Annotated in this window: 20 protein-coding genes and 1 pseudogene; 13 read left to right on the forward strand and 8 right to left on the reverse strand. The window is 64.6% G+C overall.

The window, feature by feature from the left end:
* The 5 genes from BLV07_RS40715 to BLV07_RS40735 form a co-directional block, all read left to right on the forward strand.
* Positions 1–311, forward strand: a 311-nt coding sequence (locus BLV07_RS40715) for a chemotaxis protein CheW (RefSeq protein WP_176946090.1), incomplete at its 5' end; no start/stop codon positions are given.
* Positions 312–343: 32 nt separating this feature from the next.
* A complete protein-coding gene (locus BLV07_RS40720; RefSeq protein WP_091897857.1) occupies positions 344–730 on the forward strand; it encodes a response regulator in 387 nt (128 codons plus the stop codon).
* A 61-nt stretch (positions 731–791) separates the two neighbouring features.
* A complete protein-coding gene (locus BLV07_RS40725) occupies positions 792–1,670 on the forward strand; it encodes a CheR family methyltransferase (RefSeq protein ID WP_091897859.1) in 879 nt (292 codons plus the stop codon).
* A gap of 2 nt (positions 1,671–1,672) precedes the next feature.
* Positions 1,673–1,990: a pilus assembly protein PilZ gene (locus BLV07_RS40730; protein ID WP_091897861.1), complete on the forward strand. Its 318-nt coding sequence runs from the start codon at positions 1,673–1,675 to the stop codon at positions 1,988–1,990.
* A 142-nt stretch (positions 1,991–2,132) separates the two neighbouring features.
* Positions 2,133–2,636, forward strand: coding sequence for a response regulator (locus tag BLV07_RS40735; protein WP_091897863.1), 504 nt, complete (start codon positions 2,133–2,135; stop codon positions 2,634–2,636).
* A gap of 177 nt (positions 2,637–2,813) precedes the next feature.
* On the opposite strand, the gene BLV07_RS40740 is transcribed toward BLV07_RS40735, so the two are convergent.
* Positions 2,814–3,101, reverse strand: coding sequence for a hypothetical protein (locus tag BLV07_RS40740; RefSeq protein ID WP_091897865.1), 288 nt, complete (start codon positions 3,099–3,101; stop codon positions 2,814–2,816).
* Positions 3,102–3,250: 149 nt separating this feature from the next.
* Here BLV07_RS40740 and BLV07_RS40745 point away from each other — a divergent pair, with 149 nt between their 5' ends.
* Positions 3,251–3,886, forward strand: a complete 636-nt coding sequence (locus BLV07_RS40745) for a response regulator transcription factor (protein ID WP_091897867.1) — start codon at positions 3,251–3,253, stop codon at positions 3,884–3,886.
* A 162-nt stretch (positions 3,887–4,048) separates the two neighbouring features.
* On the opposite strand, the gene BLV07_RS40750 is transcribed toward BLV07_RS40745, so the two are convergent.
* From BLV07_RS40750 to BLV07_RS40760, 3 genes are all read right to left on the reverse strand, one after another.
* Entirely contained in the window at positions 4,049–7,645 is a 3,597-nt protein-coding gene (locus BLV07_RS40750) for a PAS domain S-box protein (protein ID WP_091897869.1), read from the reverse strand.
* Positions 7,623–8,051 carry a response regulator gene (locus BLV07_RS40755; RefSeq protein ID WP_091897871.1) on the reverse strand — a complete coding sequence of 143 codons (429 nt, stop codon included), beginning with the start codon at positions 8,049–8,051 and terminating at the stop codon, positions 7,623–7,625. Before BLV07_RS40755 ends, BLV07_RS40750 begins: the two co-directional genes overlap by 23 nt.
* A 185-nt stretch (positions 8,052–8,236) precedes the next feature.
* Positions 8,237–8,950: a GntR family transcriptional regulator gene (locus tag BLV07_RS40760; protein WP_091897873.1), complete on the reverse strand. Its 714-nt coding sequence runs from the start codon at positions 8,948–8,950 to the stop codon at positions 8,237–8,239.
* Between the two features lie 94 nt (positions 8,951–9,044).
* Between BLV07_RS40760 and BLV07_RS40765 the strand changes: the two genes are divergently transcribed.
* The 6 genes and pseudogenes from BLV07_RS40765 (at position 9,045) to BLV07_RS40790 (ending at position 15,335) form a co-directional block, all read left to right on the forward strand.
* Positions 9,045–10,064: an ABC transporter substrate-binding protein gene (locus BLV07_RS40765; protein WP_091897874.1), complete on the forward strand. Its 1,020-nt coding sequence runs from the start codon at positions 9,045–9,047 to the stop codon at positions 10,062–10,064.
* A complete protein-coding gene (locus BLV07_RS40770) occupies positions 10,064–10,825 on the forward strand; it encodes an ABC transporter ATP-binding protein (protein WP_091897875.1) in 762 nt (253 codons plus the stop codon). The genes BLV07_RS40765 and BLV07_RS40770 overlap by 1 nt, the downstream gene beginning before the upstream one ends.
* 10 nt (positions 10,826–10,835) lie before the next feature.
* On the forward strand, positions 10,836–11,699 hold the full coding sequence (locus tag BLV07_RS40775; RefSeq protein ID WP_091897876.1) for an ABC transporter permease: 864 nt from the start codon (positions 10,836–10,838) through the stop codon (positions 11,697–11,699).
* Entirely contained in the window at positions 11,696–13,438 is a 1,743-nt protein-coding gene (araD, locus tag BLV07_RS40780; RefSeq protein WP_091897877.1) for an L-arabinonate dehydratase, read from the forward strand. The genes BLV07_RS40775 and araD overlap by 4 nt, the downstream gene beginning before the upstream one ends.
* A gap of 10 nt (positions 13,439–13,448) precedes the next feature.
* Entirely contained in the window at positions 13,449–14,168 is a 720-nt protein-coding gene (locus BLV07_RS40785; protein ID WP_091897878.1) for a ribonuclease activity regulator RraA, read from the forward strand.
* Between the two features lie 75 nt (positions 14,169–14,243).
* Positions 14,244–15,335, forward strand: a pseudogene (locus tag BLV07_RS40790) (SMP-30/gluconolactonase/LRE family protein).
* A gap of 216 nt (positions 15,336–15,551) precedes the next feature.
* Here BLV07_RS40790 and BLV07_RS40795 read toward each other — a convergent pair.
* From BLV07_RS40795 to BLV07_RS40810, 4 genes are all read right to left on the reverse strand, one after another.
* Positions 15,552–17,648 (reverse strand): S9 family peptidase, encoded by a 2,097-nt coding sequence (locus BLV07_RS40795; RefSeq protein WP_091897879.1) that lies wholly within the window; start codon positions 17,646–17,648, stop codon positions 15,552–15,554.
* Positions 17,649–17,922: 274 nt separating this feature from the next.
* Positions 17,923–19,110 (reverse strand): pyridoxal-phosphate-dependent aminotransferase family protein, encoded by a 1,188-nt coding sequence (locus BLV07_RS40800; RefSeq protein WP_091897880.1) that lies wholly within the window; start codon positions 19,108–19,110, stop codon positions 17,923–17,925.
* A 108-nt stretch (positions 19,111–19,218) separates the two neighbouring features.
* A complete protein-coding gene (locus BLV07_RS40805; RefSeq protein WP_091897881.1) occupies positions 19,219–19,944 on the reverse strand; it encodes a thermonuclease family protein in 726 nt (241 codons plus the stop codon).
* A gap of 295 nt (positions 19,945–20,239) precedes the next feature.
* Positions 20,240–21,970, reverse strand: coding sequence for a hypothetical protein (locus tag BLV07_RS40810; protein WP_176946091.1), 1,731 nt, complete (start codon positions 21,968–21,970; stop codon positions 20,240–20,242).
* A 422-nt stretch (positions 21,971–22,392) separates the two neighbouring features.
* Here BLV07_RS40810 and BLV07_RS40815 point away from each other — a divergent pair, with 422 nt between their 5' ends.
* The gene (locus tag BLV07_RS40815) at positions 22,393–23,244 is read left to right on the forward strand and encodes a caspase family protein (RefSeq protein ID WP_091897883.1); all 852 of its coding nucleotides are present in this window, start codon (positions 22,393–22,395) and stop codon (positions 23,242–23,244) included.
* Positions 23,245–23,250: the final 6 nt, after the last annotated feature.

The following is a 23,250-nucleotide window of genomic DNA, read 5'->3' on the forward strand; positions in this document are numbered from 1 at the left end:
TGAACCTGCGCGGCCGCATCGTCACCGTGGTCGACATGCGCGCCCGGCTCGGCCTGCCCAAGGCCGAAGACGGCAAGGTGCCGATGGCGGTCGGCGTCGACCTGCGCGGTGAATCCTATGGCCTCTTGATCGACCAGATCGGCGAGGTGCTGCGCCTGCCCGAGGACGGCAAGGAGGAAAACCCCGTCAACCTCGATCCGCGCATGGCCAAGCTCGCCGGCGGCGTCCACCGCCTCGACGGCCAGCTCATGGTCGTCCTCGACGTCGATCGCGTCCTCGAGCTCGAAACCAAAGTGCAAATGGCTGCGTGAGCCAACCGAAACATCGAAACCGGAGAACCAAAATGAAAACGTGTTTGGTGGTCGATGATTCCAGCGTCGTGCGCAAGATCGCGCGCCGGATCCTGGAAGGCCTGGAGTTCGAAGTCACCGAGGCCGAGGACGGCTCGAAGGCGCTCGAAATCTGCCAGCGCAAGCTGCCCGATGCGGTGCTGCTCGACTGGAACATGCCCGTGATGGATGGCTTCGAATTCATGGGCCACATGCGTCGCCTGCCCGGCGGCGACCAGCCCAAAGTGGTGTTCTGCACCACCGAGAACAACGTGGCTCATATCGCCCAGGCGCTCAGCGGCGGCGCCAACGAATACATCATGAAGCCCTTCGACAAGGACATTATCGCCGACAAATTCGCTGAAGTTGGGTTGATCCCGGTCGGACAAACCATGGTCTGAGTGTGTCTGGCCCAAAGTGTTTGGGCCAGAGTGTTCCAGTACAGTTTCGAAGAGGCCATCCGTGACCCCGACCGAGTACGAGTATCTGCGCAAGTTCCTAAAGGATAATTCCGGTCTCGACCTGTCCGCAGACAAGCAATATCTGATCGAAAGCCGCCTGCTGCCGCTCGCCCGCAAGACCGGGCTCTCCGGCATCGCCGAGCTTGTGCAGAAGCTGCAGGCTGGCTCGCGCCCGCTGATCACCGACGTGGTCGAAGCCATGACCACCAACGAGACCTTCTTCTTTCGCGACAAGGTGCCGTTCGAACATTTCCGCGACACGATCATGCCCGAGATCATCAAGGCGCGCGCCGGCCGCCGCAGCGTGCGCATCTGGTGCGCCGCCGGCTCGACCGGGCAGGAGCCCTATTCGCTGGCGATGTGCCTGAAGGAGATGGGCGCGGCCCTCACCGGCTGGCGCATCGAGATCATCGCGACCGACCTGTCGCAGGAGGTGCTGGAAAAGGCCAAGGCCGGCGTCTACAGCCAGTTCGAGGTGCAGCGTGGCCTGCCGATCCAGATGCTGGTCAAATATTTCAAGCAGACCGGCGAGACCTGGCAGATCAATCCCGAATTGCGGGCGATGATCCAGCATCGGCAGCTCAATTTGCTGCACGATTTTGCCCAGCTCGGCACCTTCGACGTGATCTTTTGCCGCAACGTGCTGATCTATTTCGACCAGGACACCAAAATCAACATCTTCAATCGCCTGGCGCGCCAGATCGAGCCCGACGGCTTCCTGGTGCTGGGCGCGGCTGAAACCGTGGTCGGATTGACGGACACGTTCAGGCCGATTGCGGAGCGGCGCGGCCTCTACAAGCCGAACGATCCGCGCGCGGCGGCAGCCAAGCCGGCTCTCGTCGGCGCGGCCCCGCGCCTGGCGGCGATGGCAGGACGGTAAGCATGGCCGAGGATGGAAAAGGTGCGGAGCGCGTGACGTTCAGCCGCGGCTATGACGTCTGCATCATGGCGATCGACGGCACCTGGCGGCGCGACTGCAAGCTCAACGCGATCTCCGACACCGATGCCATCCTCACGGTGGAAGGCTCGATCCAGGGGCTGAACCTGAAAGAGTTCTTTCTGCTGCTGTCCTCAACCGGCCTCGCCTACCGCCGCTGCGAGCTGGTACGGGTCAACGGCGCCGAGATGGATATCCAATTCCTGCGCGGCAAGAACCGGAAGAAGCGCGGCGCGACCGGCGGCCATGACGCCGCAGCCTGATCGGCGCGTGGCTGGCGCCGCGCTTTCCGCCACGTTGCTTTATATTTGCTGAAACATCAGAGCCAATTTGCCATAGCCGCTTTACGTCGTCTAAGCGCGAGCCGTGTAACCATTGCTGGTCTCAATCTCAGGAATACCGGCAATGCCCAGAAGCTCTCTCTCCCCCGTCTCGTCAAACCTGCCCGACGTCGCCGAGCGGCGTGCGCTTCAGCTCCTGGTGGTCGATGACGACGCCACGCAGCGCAGCCTGATCACGGTCGCCGCCAAGCAGGCCGGCCACGAAGTCACCGTGGCGCCCTCGGTGGCGGAAGCGATCGAGAAGCTCCGCGCCGCGCGCTTCGACTGCGTGACGCTCGATCTCGTGCTGGAGGATGGCGACGGCATCGATGTGCTGCGCGAGATGAAGGACGCGAAATTCGCCGGCGCCGTGATCGTCATCAGCGGCATGGACGGCAAGCGCCGCAGTGCCGCCCGCAGCTTCGCCCGTTCCGTCGGGATCGAGCTCCAGAGCCTGCCGAAGCCGCTGGATCTGGCGGCCCTGCGCATCAGCCTCGCCAATCTCGGCAAGACTGCGATGGGCCTGCCGGCAATCCATACCTGGGGGGGTGTCGCCACCGACGCGATCGTGGAACGGCACCGCGCCTAAAGCTTGATCCGGACCCGAAGGGCCACGTTAGCGCAAAGTGCGCAGCGGTTCCGAAAAGATCATGCTCAAACAACCAGCCTAAAGCGCGATGACGATTCATCCTAATCTCGTCGCGCTTTAGCTGCGGAGCTGCCATGCGATCGGATTTGCCGCCGCGCCGGCGCGCTGATCGAGATCCTACGCGTCGCTGGATTTCGACAGGCATTGCAGGGCGTGGCGAAGGCCCGCCCGGCAGGCGCCGAGGGCGGCGCTCGCGGTGGCGTACTGGGGCGTGACGTCGTCGAGGATGAGGACGTCCGCGGAACTTTCCGCATCATTGCCGTGTTCTTGATCCATGGCTGCGGCGATCCGGCGCATGCTGGTCTCGATCTGTGCGATCAGCAAGCGAAGGTCAGCTGCAATCAGCTCACGGCTCTCGACTTCGGGCGTTGCGAGCAACTGCGGTGTACCGGCTAAATTTAGCATGGATATTCTCCGTCTCCCGCAATTAGGCGCCATGCCGCTACTTGTGCGTTAAGTCTATGTCCCGTACAAATACGGGTGGGCCGAATCCGCGCCGAACGCCATAACGGTTGGCGCGGACGCGAGTCCTTCATGCCAACTGGATGTGGCACATGGCCGAACAAAGCTCTCGCGGTGAAATCTTCGTGGTCGACGACGACCCTGCCGTTCGCGACACCTTGTCGATGGTGTTGAAGGCGGCGGGCTATGAGGTGATCTGTTTTGCGGACGGCGCAGCGCTGCTCTCCGTCGCGCGGAACCGCACACCGGCTGCGATCCTGCTCGACGTGCATATTCCCGGAAAGTCGGGCCTCGACATTCTCAAGGAACTGCACGGCGAGGACTATCCGGCGCCGATCTTCATGATCTCCGGGCAGGGCGACATCGCGATGGCGGTCGGGGCGATCAAGAGCGGTGCGCTCGACTTCATCGAGAAGCCGTTCCGCGGCAGCGAGATCGTCGGCCGGCTCGACGAGGCGATCGGCGCCTATGCGCGCCGGCAGGCGGAGAATGCGTCGCCAAAATTCGGCTCGCTGCATTTCCCCGGACGCGAGCCGTTGACGCGCAGGGAGCGCGAGGTGCTCGAACAGTTCGCCTCCGGTGCATCCAACAAGGAAGCCGGGCGCACGCTCGGCATCAGCCCGCGCACCATCGAGGACCACCGCGCCAACATCATGAAGAAGCTCGGCGCGCGCAATGCCGCCGACCTGATCCGCATCGTGATGACCGCGGCCCAGCGCGCGTCGTAGAATCGATCGGCGAGCCTTTGTAGCCCGGATGGAGCGTAGCCCGGATGGAGCGCCAGCGAAATCCGGGACCGGTGCACGCAGCAAGAGACTTCCCGGATTGCGCTGCGCTCCATCCGGGCTACACGCGACCAGCTATGAAAGGCCTGCCTAAAAGGCCTGCGCTCATCCCTGCAACGCCTTGCGGATGATCCGCGCCAGATCCGATTTTCGATAGGGCTTGGCCAGCAGCAGGACCCCCGAATCCAGCCGGCCGTGATGGATGATCGCATTCTCGGTATAGCCGGACGTATAGACCACCCTGAGATCGGGGCGGGTCTTCTGGATCTCGTCGGCGAGCTGACGTCCGTTCATCTTGCCAGGCATGATGACGTCGGTGAACAGGAGGTCGAACCGCTTGCCGGCGGCGACGATCGCGAGCGCCTCCGCGGCGTTCGCGGCCTGCAAGGTGACGTATCCCAGCGAATGCAGCTGAGCCAGCACGTAGTCACGCACCAGCCGGTCGTCCTCGACCACCAGGATGGTCTCGTGTCCGCCCTCGATCGCCGCCGCCGTCACGCCCTCGCCGACCGCCGTCGGCGTCTTGCCCGGCGGCAGGTACATCTTGATCGTGGTGCCGTGGCCTTCCTCGCTGTAGATCTTGATGTGCCCTGCGGACTGCTTGATGAAGCCGTAAACCATTGAGAGTCCGAGTCCGGTGCCCTTGCCCGGGCCCTTCGAGGTGAAGAAGGGATCGAACACCCTGGCCAGCATGTTCGCGGGGATTCCGGTGCCGGTGTCGCTCACGGCGATCAGCACGTAGTGCCCCGGTGGCACGTCGTTGGCGCTGGCATAGACCTCGTCGAGATAGGCGGCGCCCGTCTCCACGATCAGCTTGCCGCCGTTCGGCATGGCGTCGCGGGCATTGAGTGCGAGGTTGAGGATCGCGGTGGTGAGCTGGTTGGGATCGACGATCGCGACGCAGCTCTCGTCCTCGAACACCGATTCGATCTGGATCTGTTCGCCCAGCGTCGGCCGCAGCAGTTTCGCGGTGTCGATGATCAGCGAGTTGATGTCGATCTCGCGCGGCTGCAGCGGCTGCTTGCGCGCGAAGGCAAGCAGGTGCTGGGTCAGATCGGCGCCGCGCGCGGCCGCCTCGTCGATCATCTTGGTGATGGCCGCAAGCTGCGGCTCCTTCTCGACCGCCTCCGCAAGGATCTCGATGGTTCCGGTGATGACGGTGAGGATGTTGTTGAAGTCGTGCGCCACGCCGCCGGTGAGCTGGCCGACCGCCTCCATCTTCTCGGCATGGCGGATGCGCTCCTCGGCCGCGATCTTGTCGGTGAGGTCGCGGTAGAAGACGTTGAACAGCAGGCCCTCGCGGCGCTTCAGCGCGGTGACGCTCAGCTCAGCCTTGAACTCCTTGCCGTCGCGGCGGCGGCACATCAGCTCGCGACGGCGGTTCAGCGTCTTGTCGTCTTCGTTCGCGAGGAATTGCGTTAGGCCGGCTCTAACCCTCTCGCGTTCGCTTTCGGCGACGATGAGATCGATCGTGTTCTTGCCGAGCACCTCGTCGCGGCGCCAGCCGAACAGCCGTTCGGCTTGCGAATTCCAGTTCAGGATGCTGCCGGTCTCGTCGGTCTGCACGAAGGCGTCGAGCGAGGTCTCGACGATCTTGCGGGCAAGTCGCTCGCTCTCGCGCAGCGATTCCTGCGCGAGCCGCGCCTCCGTCATGTCGCGCCCGACGAAGAAGAACCGCTGCGCCGGTTCGGACCAGTTGCCGAGCCAGGACAGCCAGACCATGTGTCCGTTCTTGTGGAAGCAGCGCGTATCACCGAGCTTTGGCCGCTCGCCGAGCCGCATCGCGCGCATGTTTTCGCGGGACTGCTCCAGATGGTCGGGATGAACGAAGTCGGCGCCGCTGCGGCCGATCATCTCCTCCGGCCGGTAGCCGAGAATGGTCTCGCTGCTCGGGCTGATCTGCACGACATGGCCGCGCGCGTCCATGACCATGATCAGGTCCTGCGACGTCTCGAAGATCTGCCGGCGCTCTTCGAGCTGCTGCTGCAGCGCCCGCTCGGCCCGCCGCGCCTCGGTGAGGCTGCGCGCAGATCCGGAGGCACCGACGATCTCGCCCGACGGGCCCCTGATCGGCGAGAGGCTGAGCGAGATCTCGACCGGCGTGCCGTCCTTGCGCAGGCGCACCGTCTCGAAGCGTTCGATCGGCTCGCCTGCCGCGATCCGCCGCAAGATGTTCTTGCCCTGCTCGCGGCGGTCGGCGGGTACGATGATGGCGGTGGATTTCCCGATCGCCTCGTCCGCCGAATAGCCGTAGAGGCGTTCGGCAGCCGGATTCCAGCCCGTGATGATGGCTTCGAGCGACTGCATCACGATCGCATCGTCGGACGATTCCACTGCGGCGCTGAACAGGCGCTCTCGCGCCGCATGATGGCTTCGAGCTGCCTCGGTGCGGCGATGCTCCTCGATCTCGCGTTGGAGTGCGGCCGTTTTCGCCCCGGTTTCCTCGACCATCTGGGCAAAGGCCCGTGCCAGCACGCCGGTCTCGCCGCTGGCATCGACGGGTATGTCCGCCGGACGTCCGCTGCCGATGGCCTGCACCGCCTTGGTCAGGCGGCCGATCGGGCGTGTCAACGAGCGCGCCAGGAGCACCGCGAGCAAAGCCGCAGCCAGCACGGCAAGCACGCCGACGAGCAAGGACGTTCGTTGAATCGCTGCGGGCACGAGGCCGAACACCGGCGAGGGAATCGTCTCGATGATCGCAACCCAGTCCTTGCCCACGAGCAGCGCCGGCGCAATCGCCGCCCCGCTCGGCCGGCCCGACCCGTCGGTCATGAGCCGCGTGGATCCTTCCAGCGTCCCGGCCGAGGCCGCAAAATAGGGAAAATCCTTGCGCCAGTCGTTGGGACGATCATGCCATGCGCCGAATTCCCGCGTGCGATCGGGATGGACAAGATAGTCGCCGCGCGAATTCACGACATAGATCTCTCCGCCCGAGGTCACGGTGGAGCGGACGCGGTCGAGCGCCGGTCGCATGTCGATATTGGCGATGATGATGCCGAATGGCCTGCCGTCCGCCGTGAACAGCGGGGTTGCAACGCGTAACGTCGGAATGTGGGAGGTCGTGGTTCCCCCCTGGCGGGTGGCGAGATCGGTGGCGGACACGTAGATCTCGCCCGGCGCCAGCCGGATCGTCTCCTGAAAGTAGCTCCGTTCGCTCTTGCGCTCGAGTTCGTCGTTGGGGGCGATCCGCGCCTTTCCATTCGGGCCGGAGCGATCGACGCGGACCAGCTCGCGTTGGTCGTCGTCGAGACCGATGATGCGAAATTGCCCGTAACTGGGTTTGGCGTCGATCTCGGCTGCGAGCCGCGCTGCGATGCGCTCGCGCCAGGTTTGCTCCGACACACCGTCGGATGCGTCGATGCCTCCACCGATGTGAGCGCGGATCAGGCCGTTGATGGCTGCGGCAGAGCGGTAGCCGAGCAGATCGCCGCGCGCGCCGGCGACGTAGGACTCGAGATTGGTCGCCAGCAGCCTTGACTGGGCTTCGACGCGTTCCAGCACACGCGGAATGACGGCCTGGGTGGTGTTGCGATAGCCCAGCCATCCGACTGCGGCCACGGTCACCGCCACCAGCAGGGTCATCGTGATGGCAAGCCGCGTTGCGAGCGTCATGGGGATATTCGCACCGGGTCCCGAATGGCGACGCCTGTTCTGGCCTGGAAAGGAATGAGGGTCCTTGTCATCGGTGGCCGGTGCTGACATCCGGATTCCCCACCGATGCCGCCTGGGCCGTGCCCAGGCAGCCATCGACCGCCGCGAGCAGTGCGCCTGGTCGGAACGGCTTTTGCAAGCCTGCCACCGCGCCGAGCTTGGTTGCCATCTTCAGGAAATCCGGCTCCGCATAGGGGTCCGGCGCGGCCGAACGGCCGGAAATGACGATGATCGGGACGGTCGGGGCCAGCGCCCGGATATGGCGCATCGTCTCCAGCCCGTCCATGCCGGGCATGAAAATGTCGAGAAACAACAGGTCGAACGGGCTGGCTTCGAACAACGCAAGCCCCTCGTAGCCATCGCCGGCGACGGTGACGTGATGACCGGCCCGCTCCAGGAGCAGCCGGATCGTGATCTGCACGGCCGGGTCGTCATCCACGATCAGGATGTTGGCCACGTCTGAGATCCTCCGGGGTCGGATGGGGATGCCCCAGCGACCGCAAATCAAGCCATCAAAGACGAAATTGTTGCGCGGATTCCGCCCGGCCCGCAAGCGCTTCGCGAGCGCCACCGTCCGGTCGAGGTAACCTCACGCTATATGCACGCTCCTGTGCATAAGCCGAGCCCAGCTCGGGTTCCCTCTTAGTCGGTCAGGTACTCGGGATAGCGGCTTCGGATCTTGTCCAACTCGCTCAGCGTGCCCGACAGATGCTTGCGCAGATGCTGTTGCGCGGCCTCGGCATCTCCGGCCTCGATCGCGCGCGTGATCAGTCTGTGGTGACGGACAATGTTCTGGGCCTTGCCAGGTGAGGGCAAATGCAGCCGGCGCAGCCGGTCGATATGTCCGCTGCGGCTGCGCACCAGCGTCCATAGATCTTGCTTGCCGGCGGCCGTGTAGAGCTGGGCGTGAAAGTCGTTGTCTCCGGCCATGAAGGCCTCGAAATCGCCGGCCTTGGCGAATTGCTGTTGCAGCGTGATGGCGTGATCCAGGCGGATCACCAGGGACTGATCGGGATTTGTTGCGAGCAGGCGCACGATCTCCAGCTCCAGTGCCTGACGCAGGAAATGGGCCTGCTGCGCGCGGTCGACGTCGATCCGGCTCACCACGGTCGCATGCTGCGGAAAGACGTCGACGAGGCCCTCTTCCTCGAGGCGCATCAGCGCGTCGCGCACCGGCGTCGAGCTGACACCGAACTGGCCGGCAAGCTCGGCGCGCGACAAGGGAGCGCCGGGCGGCAGCTCCAGCGCGACAATCGCGTTGCGTAGCCGCTCGAACACCTGCGGCGCCGCCTGGCGGCCGCGGTCGAGCCGGGCGGGGCGTGGGGCCGCGCGCAGCGCGGTATGGGATGATTCCATGGCGGGTCCCGCGGGCTTGCGTTTGATGCACTAATATATTAGTGCATCAGCAGGGTCAACGCAGATCGACGCTGGCCGGAGGAAACACACAACAATGATCAAGCATCTTCGCAGCAAGCTTGCGGCCGCCACCGTGATCGCCGCGATCGCCTTCTCAATGTCAACGGCTCACGCTCAGCAGAAATCCGAGATCGCGCTGTCGCGCCAGCCCGGCATCTTCTACATGCCGAGCCACATCATGGAGAAGCTGAAGCTGATCGAGAAGCACGCGGCTTCCCTCGGCGTATCCGGTGTCACCACCAAATGGATCACCTTCTCCGGCGGCGGGGCGCAGACCGACGCGCTGCTCGCCGGCGGCGTCGACATCCTCAACACCGGCACCGGCAATCTGCTGCTGCTATGGGATCGCACCCGCGGCGGCGTGAAGGGTATCGTCGCCACATCGGCGCAGCCGATGACGCTGATCAGCCGCGACGCCAACATCAAGTCGATTAGGGATTTCGGGCCGGGCGACAAGATCGCGGTGCCGACCGTGAAGGTCTCGACCCAGGCGATCGTGCTGCAGATCGCGGCCGCCGAGGCTTTTGGTGCCGATCAATGGTCGAAGCTGGATGCCAACACCGTGCAGCTCGGTCACCCCGACGCCTATGCGGCGCTGTCCAACCCGAAGCACGAGGTGCACAACCACTTCTCGATCCCGCCCTTCACCTTCCTGGAGCTGAAAAACGTGCCGGGCGCGCATGTGGTGCTGTCGTCGCCCGACGTGATGGGCGGCCCGCTCAGCCAGGCGCAATTCTTCACCACGACGAAGTTTGCCGACGCCAATCCAAAGATCATCCAGGCCGTGCGCGACGCCACCAAGGAAGCGCAGGATCTGATCCGCAGCGACACCAAGCAGGCGGTCGAGATCTACAGGGAGATCACCGGCGACAAGACGTCGGTGCAAGAGCTGCTCGATCTCCTGAAGGAGCCCGGCATGATGGAGTGGAATCTCGAGCCGCAGGGCACGATGAAATTCGCCGCCCATCTCTACAAGACCGGAACGTTGAAGCATCAGCCCAAGGCCTGGACGGACTACTATCTCCCCGTCGCGCACGATCTGAAGGGCAACTGATGGCGCTGCTCGACGTCAGCGGCGTGACGCTGCGCTACAAGACCTCCAGCACCGTCGTCACCGCCACGGAAAAAGTGAGCTTCACCGTCGACCGGTCCGACCGCTTCGTGCTGCTCGGACCCTCCGGCTGCGGCAAGTCGACCCTGCTCAAGGCCGTCGGCGGCTACATGAGCCCGAGCGAAGGCCGCATGACCATTGGCGATCGCGAGATCCATGGGCCCGGCGCCGACCGCATGATGATCTTCCAGGAGTTCGACCAGCTCCTGCCCTGGAAGAGTGTGCTCGCCAATGTGATGTTCCCGCTGCTCACGGCGAGAAAGCTGTCGCGCAAGGACGCCGAGGCGAAAGCGCGCGCCTACATCGCGAAGGTCGGCCTCACCCGCGTGGTCGATGCCTATCCGCACACGCTCTCCGGCGGCATGAAGCAGCGCGTCGCGATCGCGCGCGGCATGGCGATGGAGCCGGACATCCTGCTCATGGACGAGCCGTTCGCCGCGCTCGACGCGCTGACGCGGCGGACCTGTCAGGATGAGCTGCTCCAGCTCTGGAGCGAGACCAAATTCAGCGTGCTGTTCGTGACCCATTCGATCGCGGAGGCGATCCGCATCGGCAACCGCATCCTGCTGCTGTCGCCGCATCCCGGCCGCGTCAAGGCCGAGGTGATCGACGTCGACAAGGTTTCGAATGAGGACGGCAGCGCCGGTCGGCTGGAGAAGGAGATCCACGATCTCCTGTTCGCCTCCGAAGCTGTAGCGCACTAAGGGAGCCGCCATGGGCGAAGCCAGAATCTTGCTGCGTGACGCGCCGGTTGCCAGCACGGGAGGTGCAGGCGAGGTCGAGCGCAAGTTGGGTGTGCTTGAGCTGCTGTGGAACGACGGCTTTGTCCGCAAGTCGGTCATCATCCTGTTTCTCGCGGCGGTCTGGGAAGCGTACGGGGTCTACCTCGACAATCCCCTGCTGTTTCCGACACTGCACGACACCTTCATGACGCTGTTCGATCGCGTCAAGGACGGCACCATTCCGATGCGGGCCTGGACCTCGCTGAAGGTGCTGTTCATGGGCTATTCGGCCGGCATCGTGCTGGCCGCGATCTTCACCGTGCTCGCGATCTCGACGCGGATCGGCACCGACTTCCTCGAGACCGTCACGGCGATGTTCAACCCGTTGCCGGCGATCGCGCTGTTGCCGCTGGCGCTGATCTGGTTCGGCCTCGGCAATGGCAGCCTGGTCTTCGTGCTGATCCATTCGGTGCTGTGGCCGGTCGCGCTCAACACCCATTCCGGCTTCAAGAGCGTGTCCAATACGCTGCGCATGGTCGGCCGCAATTACGGCCTGCGCGGATTGCCTTATGTGGCGAAGATCCTCATCCCCGCGGCCTTCGGCTCGATCCTCACCGGCCTCAAGATCGGCTGGGCTTTCGCCTGGCGCACGCTGATCGCGGCCGAGTTGGTGTTCGGCGTGTCCTCGGGCCAGGGCGGTCTCGGCTGGTTCATCTTCGAGAACCGCAATCTGCTCGACATACCTGCCGTCTTCGCTGGCCTCTTGACCGTGATCATCATCGGGCTCTTTGTCGAGAACCTGATCTTCCGCGCCATCGAGCGGAACACCGTCCAGAAATGGGGCACCCAATCATGACAAAGAACAAGAAGAAAACGCCCGACCAGCTCCGCAGCGCGCGCTGGTTCGCACCCGACGACCTTCGCTCGTTCGGTCACCGCTCCCGCACCATGCAGATGGGCTACGCGCCGAAGGAGTGGAAGGACCGCCCGATCATCGCGATCCTCAACACCTGGTCGGATGCGCAGCCCTGCCACATGCACTTCAAGTCGCGCGTCGATGACGTCAAGCGCGGCATCCTGATGGCCGGCGGCCTGCCGCTGGAGCTGCCGGCATTGTCGCTGTCGGAATCGCTGCTCAAGCCCACCACTATGCTCTACCGCAATCTGCTGGCGATGGACGCCGAAGAATTGTTGCGCAGCCATCCCGTCGATGGCGTGGTGCTGATGGGCGGCTGCGACAAGACCACGCCGGCGCTGCTACTCGGCGCCACCTCGATGAACATTCCGGCGATCTATCTGCCGGCCGGTCCCATGCTGCGCGGCAACTGGAAGGGCAAGACGCTCGGCTCCGGCTCCGACGGCTGGAAATATTGGGACGAGCGCCGCGCCGGAAAAATCTCCGACAAGGACTGGCTCGACATCGAGGCCGGCATCGCCCGTAGCTACGGCACCTGCATGACCATGGGCACGGCCTCGACCATGACTGCGATCGCCGAGGCGATCGGCATGACGCTGCCGGGCGCGTCCTCGATTCCCGCCGCCGACGCCAACCACATCCGCATGGCCTCCGAATGCGGCCGCCGCATCGTCGAGATGGTGTGGGAGGATCTGACGCCGAAGACGATCCAGACCCGCCAAGCGTTCGAGAACGCGATCGCGGTGGCGATGGCGATGGGCTGCTCGACCAACGCGATCATCCATCTGATCGCGCAGGCCCGCCGCGCCGGCCAGGACATCAGCCTCGACGATTTCGAGAAGGCCAGCCGCAAGGTGCCCGTCATCGCCAACGTGCGGCCGAGCGGCGATACGTATTTGATGGAGGATTTCTTCTATGCCGGCGGCCTGCCGGCGCTGATGAGCCAGATCAAGCCGCATCTGCATCTCGACTGCATCACCGTCACTGGCAAGACGGTGGCTGAGAACATCGCGCACGCCGAAGTGCACAATGCCGACGTCATCCGCTCCGTCGACAATCCCATCTACAAGGAAGGCGCGCTTGCGGTGCTCAAGGGCAATCTCGCGCCCGACGGCTGCGTCATCAAACCTTCCGCTTGCGCGCCACGCTTCCTCAAGCACACCGGGCCGGCGCTGGTGTTCGACGATTATCCCGCGATGAAGAAGGCGGTCGACGATCCCAATCTCGACGTCACCGAAGATCATATCCTGATCTTGCGCAATGCCGGGCCGCAGGGCGGGCCGGGCATGCCGGAATGGGGCATGCTGCCGATCCCGACCAAGCTCGTGAAGCAGGGCGTGCGCGACATGGTGCGCATCTCGGATGCGCGCATGAGCGGTACCAGCTATGGCGCCTGCATCCTGCACGTTTCGCCCGAGTCCTATATCGGCGGTCCGCTGGCGCTGGTGCAGAACGGCGATCGCATCACGCTCGACGTCGCCGCGCGCACCATCAATCTCGACGTCCCCGAAGCCGAGCTCGACAAGCGCCGCGCCGCTTGGAAGCAGCCCGAGCGCCGCTTCGAGCGCGGCTATGGCTGGATGTTCACCAAACACATCAAGCAGGCCAATGACGGCTGCGACTTCGACTTCCTCGAGACCGATTTCGGCGCGCCGATCGGCGAGCCTTCGATTTACTAGAGAGCACGACATGACCAAACTCAGCGAAGCCACCCGCAACAAGCTCAAATCCGTCTCCACCGCCACCGTCGCAACCGCTTTGTTCAAGCGCGGCCTGCGCATCCAGATGATCCAGGATGTGCACCCCTTAAGCCCCGATCAGCCGACCATGGTCGGCGAGGCCTTCACGCTGCGCTACATGCCGGCACGCGAAGATCTCAACACCATCGAGGTCTTCAAGGACCGCTCGCATCCGCAGCGCAAGGCGGTCGAGGATTGTCCGGCAGGCACCGTGCTGGTGATGGACAGCCGCAAGGACGCGCGTGCGGCCTCGGCCGGCGCGATTCTGATCACGCGGCTGATGAAGCGTGGCGTCGCCGGCGTCGTAACCGACGGCGGCTTTCGCGATTCCGCGGAGATCGCCAAGCTCGGCTTCCCCGCCTTTCACCACCGCCCGAGCGCGCCGACCAACCTCACGCTGCACCAGGCGATCGAGATCAACGTCCCGATCGGCTGCGGCGATGCGCCGGTGTTCCCCGGCGATGTCATCCTCGGTGATAGCGACGGCGTCATCGTGATCCCCGCGCATCTGGCAGATGAGATCGCAAACGAAACCTTCGAGATGACGGCGTTCGAGGACTTCGTCACGGAGGAAGTCGGCAAGGGCCGCGGTATCTTCGGCCTATATCCCGCGACCGATCCGCAGACGCTCACCGACTTTGCCGAATGGCGCAAGAAGAACGGCCGCTAAGCCGAGAGCAAATCACGTCAAGAAACAGGCCGGCCGCATCAAGCGCCGGCCTTTTATCAAGCAGGGAGGATTACAATGAATTTCACGCGACGCAATCTGATGGCCGGCGCCGGCGCAGCAGTGGCATCCACGTTTCTCGCCCGCGCTGCCGGCGCCCAGTCGTTCGCGTTCACGCCCAATCAGCGCTAGCCGGACCCGGCCGTCCAGATCCTCGATCCCAGCTTCACAAAATACCGGCTCTATTCCTCGACGGTCGAGCAGGTTGCAACCGGGATGCGCTGGGCTGAAGGCCCGGCTTATTTTCCCGAGGGCGGCTATCTCTTGTTCTCCGACATCCCCAACAACCGGATCATGAAGTTCGACGAGAAGACCGGCCAGACCAGCGTGTTCCGCGCCGATGCCAATTACGCCAACGGCAATGCGCGCGACCGTCAGGGCCGCCTCGTCACCTGCGAGCATTCGGTCACCCGCCGCATCACTCGCACCGAGAAGGACGGAAAGATCACCGTGCTCGCCGACAAGTTCGTCGGCAAGCGGCTGAACGCGCCGAACGATATCGTGGTGAAGTCCGACGACAGCATCTGGTTCACCGATCCGCTGTTCGGCATCAACGGCGAGTGGGAGGGCAAGAAGGAGAAGGCCGAGCAGGCCACCACCAACGTCTATCGCATCGCCAAGGACGGCAAGCTCACCGCCGTTCTCACCGACCTCGTCAATCCCAATGGCCTCGCCTTCTCGCCGGACGAGAAGAAGCTCTACATTGTCGAGTGGAAGGGCACGCCCAATCGCAGCATCTGGAGCTACAATGTCGGCGAGGACGGTGCCTTAAGCGGCAAGACCAAGCTGATCGACGCCGCCGACCAGGGCTCGCTCGACGGCTTTCGCGTCGACCGCGACGGCAATCTCTGGTGCGGTTGGGGCTCGAACGGCGCGTTGCAATCCGAGCCGACCGAAATCGGCGGCCGCAAGGTGTTCCAGCTCAGGGGAAGGCCGGACGATCTCGACGGCGCCATGGTGTTCAACCCCGAAGGCAAGCCGCTCGCCTTCATCAAGCTGCCGGAACGCTGCGCCAACCTCTGCTTCGGCGGTCCGAAGAACAATCGGCTGTACATGGCCAGCAGTCATTCGGTCTACGCGCTCTACGTCGAGGCGCACGGGGCGGTGTGAGGTAGTTTGTGGGGCAGGTAGCTCGTCCCACAATCTTCGCCGTCGTCCTGGCGAAAGCCAGGACCCATTACCCCAAGGAGCAGTTTGGCGAAGGCTAGCAGTTTAGTGTCTTCGGTACGGCTACCTGCACCTTATCGATAGATCACGCGGTATGGGTCCTGGCTTTCGCCAGGACGACGATGTGGAGGCATTCAGCGCTCCATCCAGGCTACGTCGTCACGCCCCCGCCATCCCCGCCGCCCACAGTGCAAACGCATAGACGATCGCCACTTCATCCAGCCGGTCGAACCGCCCCGAGGCACCACCATGGCCGGCGCCCATGTTGGTGCGCAGCAGCACCGGGCCGCCGCCGCGCATGGTCGCGCGCAGGCGTGCGATCCATTTGGCGGGCTCCCAATAAGTGACGCGCGGATCCGTCAATCCGCCCATCGCCAGGATCGCCGGATAGTCCTTCGCCGCGACATTGTCGTAGGGCGAGTAGGACAGGATGGTGCGAAAATCCGTCTCGCTCTCGATCGGATTGCCCCATTCCGGCCATTCCGGCGGCGTCAGCGGCAGCGTGTCGTCGAGCATGGTGTTGAGCACGTCGACGAACGGCACTTCAGCCACGATTCCCGCGAACAATTCGCCGGCGCGATTGGCGACCGCGCCCATCAGCATGCCGCCGGCCGAGCCGCCATGGCCGACGATGCGCTTGGCGCTGGTGTATTTCGCTGCGATCAGCGCCCGCGCGCTGGCGGCAAAATCGTCGAACGAATTGGTCTTCTTCTCGCGCTTGCCGTCGAGATACCAGCCCCAGCCTTTGTCGGCGCCGCCGCGGATATGGGCGATGGCATAGACGAAGCCGCGATCGACCAGCGACAAGCGGTTGGCGCTGAACGAGGCCGGCATCGCCATGCCGTAGGAGCCGTAGCCGTAGAGCAGCAGCGGCGCCGAGCCGTCGAGCTTCAGCCCACGGCGATAGAGGATCGACACCGGCACCTCGGCGCCGTCATGCGCCTTTGCGATGATGCGCGTGGTGATGTAGTCGGCGGCATCATGGCCGGATGGAATCTCCTGGCGCTTGCGCAAGGTGCGCGTGCGCTTGACCATGTCGTAATCATAGACCTCCGACGGCGTCGTCATCGACGAATAGGCAAAGCGCAAATTCGTCGTCTCGAACTCGTAGGAGCCCATCGTATCCAGCGAATAGGCGGCCTCGTCAAAAGCGATCGCATGTTCCTCGATCGAGGCAAGATCGCGGATCACGATCGCCGGCAGCGCATTGGCGCGCTCCAGCCGCACCAGATGGCCGGCATAGAGATCGAGGTCGATGATGTAGATGCCGGGACGATACGGGATCAGGTCGCGCCAGTTCTTGCGCTCGGGCGCGGCGAGCGGCGCCGTGACGATCTTGAAGTCGATGGCGTCGTCGGCATTGGTGAGGATGAACAGCTCGTCGCCGCGGTCGGCCAGCGAATATTGCACGCCCTCTTCGCGCGCTGCGACCAGGCGCGGCGGCGCTTCGGGGTTTGCGAGATCGATCAGCCGCTGCTCCGAGGTCTCGTGGTCGCCGCCAGCGATCACGCAGAAACGGCCGCTGGTGCTCTCGTGCAGATGGGTGAACCAGCCGGCATCCTGCTCCTCATAGACGAGCGTGTCGTCGGCCTGTCTGGTGCCGAGCCTGTGCCGCCACACCTGCATCGGACGGTGATTGTCGTCGAGCTTCACATAGAAAAAGCTCTTGCAATCCGCGGCCCAGACCATGCCGCCGTCGGTCTCCTCGACGAGATCGTCGAGATCCTTGGCCGTAGCCCAGTCGCGCACGCGGATCGAAAAATATTCCGAGCCCTTGGTGTCGGCGCTCCAGGCCTGCAGCTTGTGATCATACGAGTGCCGGCTGCCGCCGAACTTGAAGTATTTGTGGTCCTTGGCCAGCGCGTCGCCGTCGAGCACGATATGGCCGTCGCCGCCGTCGCGCGGCATGCGGCCGAACAGCTCGTGCTGCCCGCCCTCGCGAAACCGGCGGAAATAGGCGAAGGGACCGTCGGGCGAGGGCACGCTGGAATCGTCCTCCTTGATCCGCCCCCGCATCTCGCGCACCAGCGTCTTCTGGAGCGGTGCGGTGTGGCCGAGCAGGCTCTCGGTGTAGACGTTCTCTTCATCCAGATATTTGCGGATGTCGGGATCGAGCACGCTGGGATCGCGCAGCACCTCCTGCCACTTCTCGTCCTTCAGCCAGGCATAATCGTCGGTCACGGTGATCCCGTGCCGCGTGAAGGAATGCGGCTGGCGCGGCGCGACGGGCGGGGTTTTGCTGCTGCTGTTGGGCAAATCGATCCTCGTGGCGAGTCCTGGCGTGTCTCGCGCTTATATCAGATCGGACATGGGGGATTTAAAGACGGGCCGGCGCTGATGTGAGGCACCACAGCCGCTTCACCCTCCACCGTCGTCCCTGCGAACGCAGGGACCCATACCCCAAGCGAGGAGTCGCGGCGCGAGCTGGCAACTCCGAGTCGTCGCCAAACTACGCCCTGTGGTTATGGGTCCCGGATTGCGCTCCGCTTCGCTCGCTTGTCCGGGACGACGGCGGAGTTTGTGGCTCCGCCTACACCGCCACTTCCTCGCCGAGATACGCGACCGCCGCCTCGAGCCCGCCCTTGCCATGCGGGATCTTCAGCGCATTGAGGCCGATCTCGATCACCCCCAACGTGCCGAGCAGCATCGGCGCGTTGACGTGGCCCATATGGGCGATGCGGAAGGCCTGGCCCGAGAGATCGCCGATGCCGGTGCCGAGCACGACGCCGCACTTTTCCTTGCAATAGCGTTGCAGCACGGCCGGGTCGTGGCCGTTGCTCATGGTCACCGTGGTCACGGTGTTGGAGCGCTCGCTGGCTTCCGCCACGTTGAAGCCGAGCACCTGGCCTTCCGACCATGCGCCGACCGCGCGGCGCGCGGCTTCGCCGAGCAGGCTGTGGCGGCGGAAGGCGTTCTCCAGCCCTTCCTCGTGCAGGAGGTCGATCGCCTGGCGCAGCGCGAACAACAGATGCACCGGCGCGGTGCCGGCATATTTGCGATAGTGCTCGGTGCCCTCGCGCTCGCTCCAACTCCAATAGGGCGTCGCCATGTTGGCTGTCTTGTGCACCTCGAGCGCACGCGCGTTGGCGGCGACGAAACCGAGGCCGGGCGGCGTCATCAGGCCCTTCTGCGAGCCGGACATCGCGACGTCGATGCCCCATTTGTCCATCTCGAACGGCATGCAGCCGAGCGAAGCCACGGTGTCGACCATATACAGCGCGGGATGGCCGCTGGCCTTGATCGCCTTGCCGATCGCCTCGATGTCGTTCTGCACGCCCGAGGCCGTGTCGACCTGGACGACGACGACGGCCTTGATGGTGTGCTCCTTGTCGCGGCGCAGGCGCTCCTCGACCTCGTGCGGCCGCACCGCGCGGCGCCAGTCGCCCTTGAGCACCTCGACCTCGGCGCCCATCAGCGCCGCCGCATTGCCCCAGCCGATCGCAAAGCGCCCGCTCTCCAGCACCAGCACCTTGTCGCCGCGCGACAGCACATTGCTCAGCGCCGCTTCCCAGGCGCCGTGGCCGTTGGCGATGTAGATGTAGGACTTGCCCTTGGTCGAAAACAGCTTCGAGATGTCACTGAGCAGCCCCGCGGTCAGGTCGGTCATCTGCTTGGAGTAGATGTCGATCGCCGGACGATGCATCGCCTGCAGCACCTCGTCGGGCATCGTGGTGGGCCCGGGGATGGCCAGAAATTCCCGGCCCGCGCGAACGGTCATTGCTGTTGGTCCTTGTGTCGTGAGAACGGACTGGTGGGTCGCTGAAAACACAATTTTACGCGGCGCCGGGGTTTGAGAAAAGCGCTCAAAACGCAGGTCTGAGGTGGGTTATCGCTTCGTCTCGCGGCAGCCCGCGGCCTCCGCCTCTTCCACCGAACAGAACCAGCGGGTGCCTTTGCTGATCTTCATCTTGATCTGGGTGTACCAGCGGCTGGTCGGCTGGTGGTAGATGCATTCGCCGGCGCTGTTGACGTTGCCCTTGATGGTGCAATCAGGCGAAGGCGCGACCGGTCCCGAGGCCGAGGCGAGCAGCACCGCATGCGCCCCATCGGGCGGCTTGGTGGCGCCGAGGATGGTGGTCTTCTTGTTGCGGACCCGCCAGTCCCAGGGCGCGATGAAGGCGCCCTGCCACATCCCGGCCTTGGCCTCCCGCGCGGCGGCTTCGTCCGCGACGTAATCATGGGACATGCGGGTGTAGGCCAGCGCCCAGCCGCTGCGCACCAGCCATTTCTGGATGTCCTCGCCGCCGACCTCGCAGCGCGCCACGGTGCGGCCGCGCCGGTCGATCGCGCGGGTATGGCACACCCAATTCTTGCCATCGGCATATTTGGCGAGCTCGTCTCGCGCCGCGACGCCGCAGGTCCAGCGCTCGGTCTTGGTGTTGAGGCAAAGCTGGTCGACTGCCGGCGCGTCGATGCCGCCGAGCCGCACCCGCGTGTTGCCGATCACCACGGTATCGCCGGCGCGCACTTTTGCCATGCCCGTGATGTCGGCGGCGTCAGCCAGCGACGGGAGGGCGATGAAAGCCAGCGCAATCAGGACTTTTCGCAACATGCCGGGTCCGCAAGTTCCAGGAAAATCTCGATAGACCCCGCGATTGTGGTCAGCTTTTGGCCACTCGGCCAGCGCCTGCCTAACAGATGGGCTTTCAACTTCCCGTCATTGCATGGCGCTCCTTCACCCTCCCCTGGAGGGGGAGGGTCGGCATGCGATCGAGCGAAGCAAGATTGCGTGACGGGGTGGGGTGATCTCTCCACTCGGGCACTGTTCGTCGCGGAGGGACCGTCACCCCACCCCGCTCGCGCTGCGCGCGATCGACCCTCCCCCTCCAGGGGAGGGTAAGAGGGCATCACCCCCGCCCAGCCATCGCTCGCCTCGCCACCGCCAGTCCCATCAGCACGAACGCCGACGTCACCTCGGGCCCGCCGACCAGAATCCGCGTCGGTGTCTTCATCTTGTTCCATTCATAGGCACGGAACGGGCCGCGGCGGCCGCCTTCGCCGATGGCATCGACGATCACGTTCAGCGCTGGCGCGAAGGCGCGCGGGTCGGCGCCGAGATGGCCGAGCGCGATCAGCGCCAGCGCGGCGTCGAACACGTTCATCTCCGCGGCCATCAGCTCGCCCTTGACGTAGGACAGCACGCGGTGGCGGATGAAATCGAAATCGCCGTCGGGATCGATTGCGGCCTGCGCCGCCAGCGGCAGCGCCAGGAAGGCTGCGTAACAACGGCCGAAATAGGCGCTGTAGAGCTCCGGCAGGTAATAGATGTGCGAGCGCGGATTGGCGAAAGCACCGCTCGCGGCCAGCCGCTTCTGGAAGCCGATGATGCGATGCACGGTGGCGAGGCGCGCCGGCGTCTCCAGAATCTTCCAGCGCGCCAGGTTGCGGAAGCTGACCTCGAGAATGTCAAGATTGAGCGTCGGATCGAGATCGTTGCCGTAAGGACGCTCGCCCGCGAGGTTGTCGATCCAGGTCGCAACACCGCCCTCATAGTCGATATTGTCGTTGAGCGGCACCGTCACGCGCGGCGCGTTGACGCCGGCGCGGACCTGATAGCCGGCGTAGAAATCCAGCAGCGGCTGGTCGATGATCTCATCGGTGCAGCCTGCCTGCGTCGCTGCGGAGATCGAGCAGGCCGTGGTGTCGCAATCCGGCACATAGATTCCGAAGCCGAGATCCTGCTTGATCTGGGCGAAGAAGCGGGAGAAGCGGGGATGCGGCGCCGGCGCGAGCGCGGTGATGACATTGAACCGCGCGCCGTCGATGCCCTCGACCTCCTCGCGGCTGATGTTGACGCAGAAATCCACCATGTCGGCGATCGCGCGCTCCGCCGCGATCTTGTCGGCGGGTGAGGCGAGCCCGGTCTCGATATAGCCCAGCAGCGCCTCGATGAAGAACGCATCGTAATAGGCCGAGCGGTGGCGGATCTGCACCGGCTCCCACATCGGCTCGGCAACCCCTCGCCACGGCGGATGCACCACGGCGCGCGCCGGCGAGCGCGCGATGAAGACGCGGGCGAGGTTGAACAGCAGCGAGGAGTTCTTGTAGCCGCGCGCGTTCAGCCCCGTGAGCGCCATGATCAGCTCGCGTCCGCGGCAATCGGGATCGCCGATCAGGTTGAAGGCGGCGTAGGTCGGCAGAAAACCGTTTCGGCGATACGAGCCGAGCAGGTGCTGTGCGCAGTCGCGGATCACGCCGTCGATCCGCGATTGTTGCGGCGCCTTACCGACGAACACGGCCGGTGGCGGCCTGGGATGGTCAAGCGCGATGCTGTCGAGGAGATCGGCCACGGGCTGGCCGACGGCCGCCCAGTCAGGCTCGGCCTCGTCGCGGGCACGGGCGAGCGCCTGCCGCAGCGCCGCTAGCCTCGCCTCGTCGCGCAGCTCAGTCAGTCCGGCCCGCCGCAGCAGCACCCGCAACGCGGGATTGCCGAGCGCGGTCTTGTAGAATTTGGCCAGATGCGGATCGCCGCCGGCCTGACCCGCCAGCACGGGATCGCAGACCTCGTAAAGCGAGGGGCCGTCCTTCCGCGCCGTCAGCGCCCGGCAGGCGGCGCCGGCAAAATATTGAAAGCTCATGAAATACCTGGTCGCGGGGCATTGGCCGGGGGCCGGCCGACACGCTCCCAGCTGCGTGCCACCCCCCTGCAAGTCGTTGAAAAAGCTACCCGGATTCGCAGGAAATACAAATGTGATGGGAGTCACGGAAAAAGCCGGCACGAAGGCTGCATGATGAAGGCCCCGGAAGCCTCCGGGGGAACCCAAAACGGAGAAAATCGGACCGGAGAATTATCTAACATCTTCAGCTGCTTAGCTCAATTATTGGGCAAACTATTGCCGGGGAGGCGATATCCGGTTAAAGGTTTGTTTGGTGCGGCGCCGCAAATTGCGCGCAATTCGGGGGCACATCCCCGGCCAATCCCTCAAACCTAAAGACGCTATCGCGCTACTCAAACAGTGTGCGCGCGCTTGGCTGGTCTTTGGCACAGGAACGAACCGAGATGAATGTAAGGCAGCTCGACCTTTCCCGACGCACGATTGCCGTCGCCGCCGCCCTCATCGGCACGGTGTCCCTCGTGATCGGCGCCCATGCTGCCCTCAACATGCGCGCGATCGACGCCGCCAAGGCCGTCTCGACCGACCAGATCACCGGCTCGATCGGCCATGCCACGCATCTGGCGCTGGTCATTGGCAATGGACATTATCCCGACGCCAACGCGCCCCTGACACAGTCGATCAATGACGCCCGCGCGCTCTCTTCGTCCCTGCGCAAGAGCGGCTTTGACGTCGACATGGTGGAAGACGCGACCAAGGACGACATGGTCCGCGCCGTCAACCGCCTGAAGTCCCGGATCAAGCACGACAGCGTCGTCATGCTGTTCTTCGGCGGCTATGGCGTGCAGGCCGGCCGCGAGAGCTACATGCTGCCGGTCGATGCCGTGATCTGGAAGGAAAGCGACGTCCGCCGCCACGGCGTCTCCATCGAGGGCGTGCTCGACATGATGAAGGAGCAGGGCGCCAAGGCCAAGCTCGTCGTCGTCGACGCCTCCCGCCGTAATCCCTACGAGCGCCGCTTCCGCTCCTACAGCCACGGTCTCGCCCCGATCAGCGCGTCCGACAATGCGCTGATCCTCACCTCGGCCTCACCCGGCAAGGTCGTCGATGACGGCAAGGGCGAGCACAGCGTGCTGGTCAGCGAGCTCCTCAACAACCTCAATGCGCAAGGTAGCAGCGCCGAAAGCGTCTTCAACAAGACCCGCGTCGCCATCTCCCGCGCCAGCGAAGGCGACCAGGTCCCGAGCGTGTCGTCGTCATTGCTCGAGGACGTCCGTTTCGGCGAAGCCGGCGGCTAGTTTTTT

Source organism: Bradyrhizobium sp. Rc2d (assembly GCF_900099855.1).
In the GTDB taxonomy this organism is placed as follows: Bacteria; Pseudomonadota; Alphaproteobacteria; order Rhizobiales; family Xanthobacteraceae; genus Bradyrhizobium.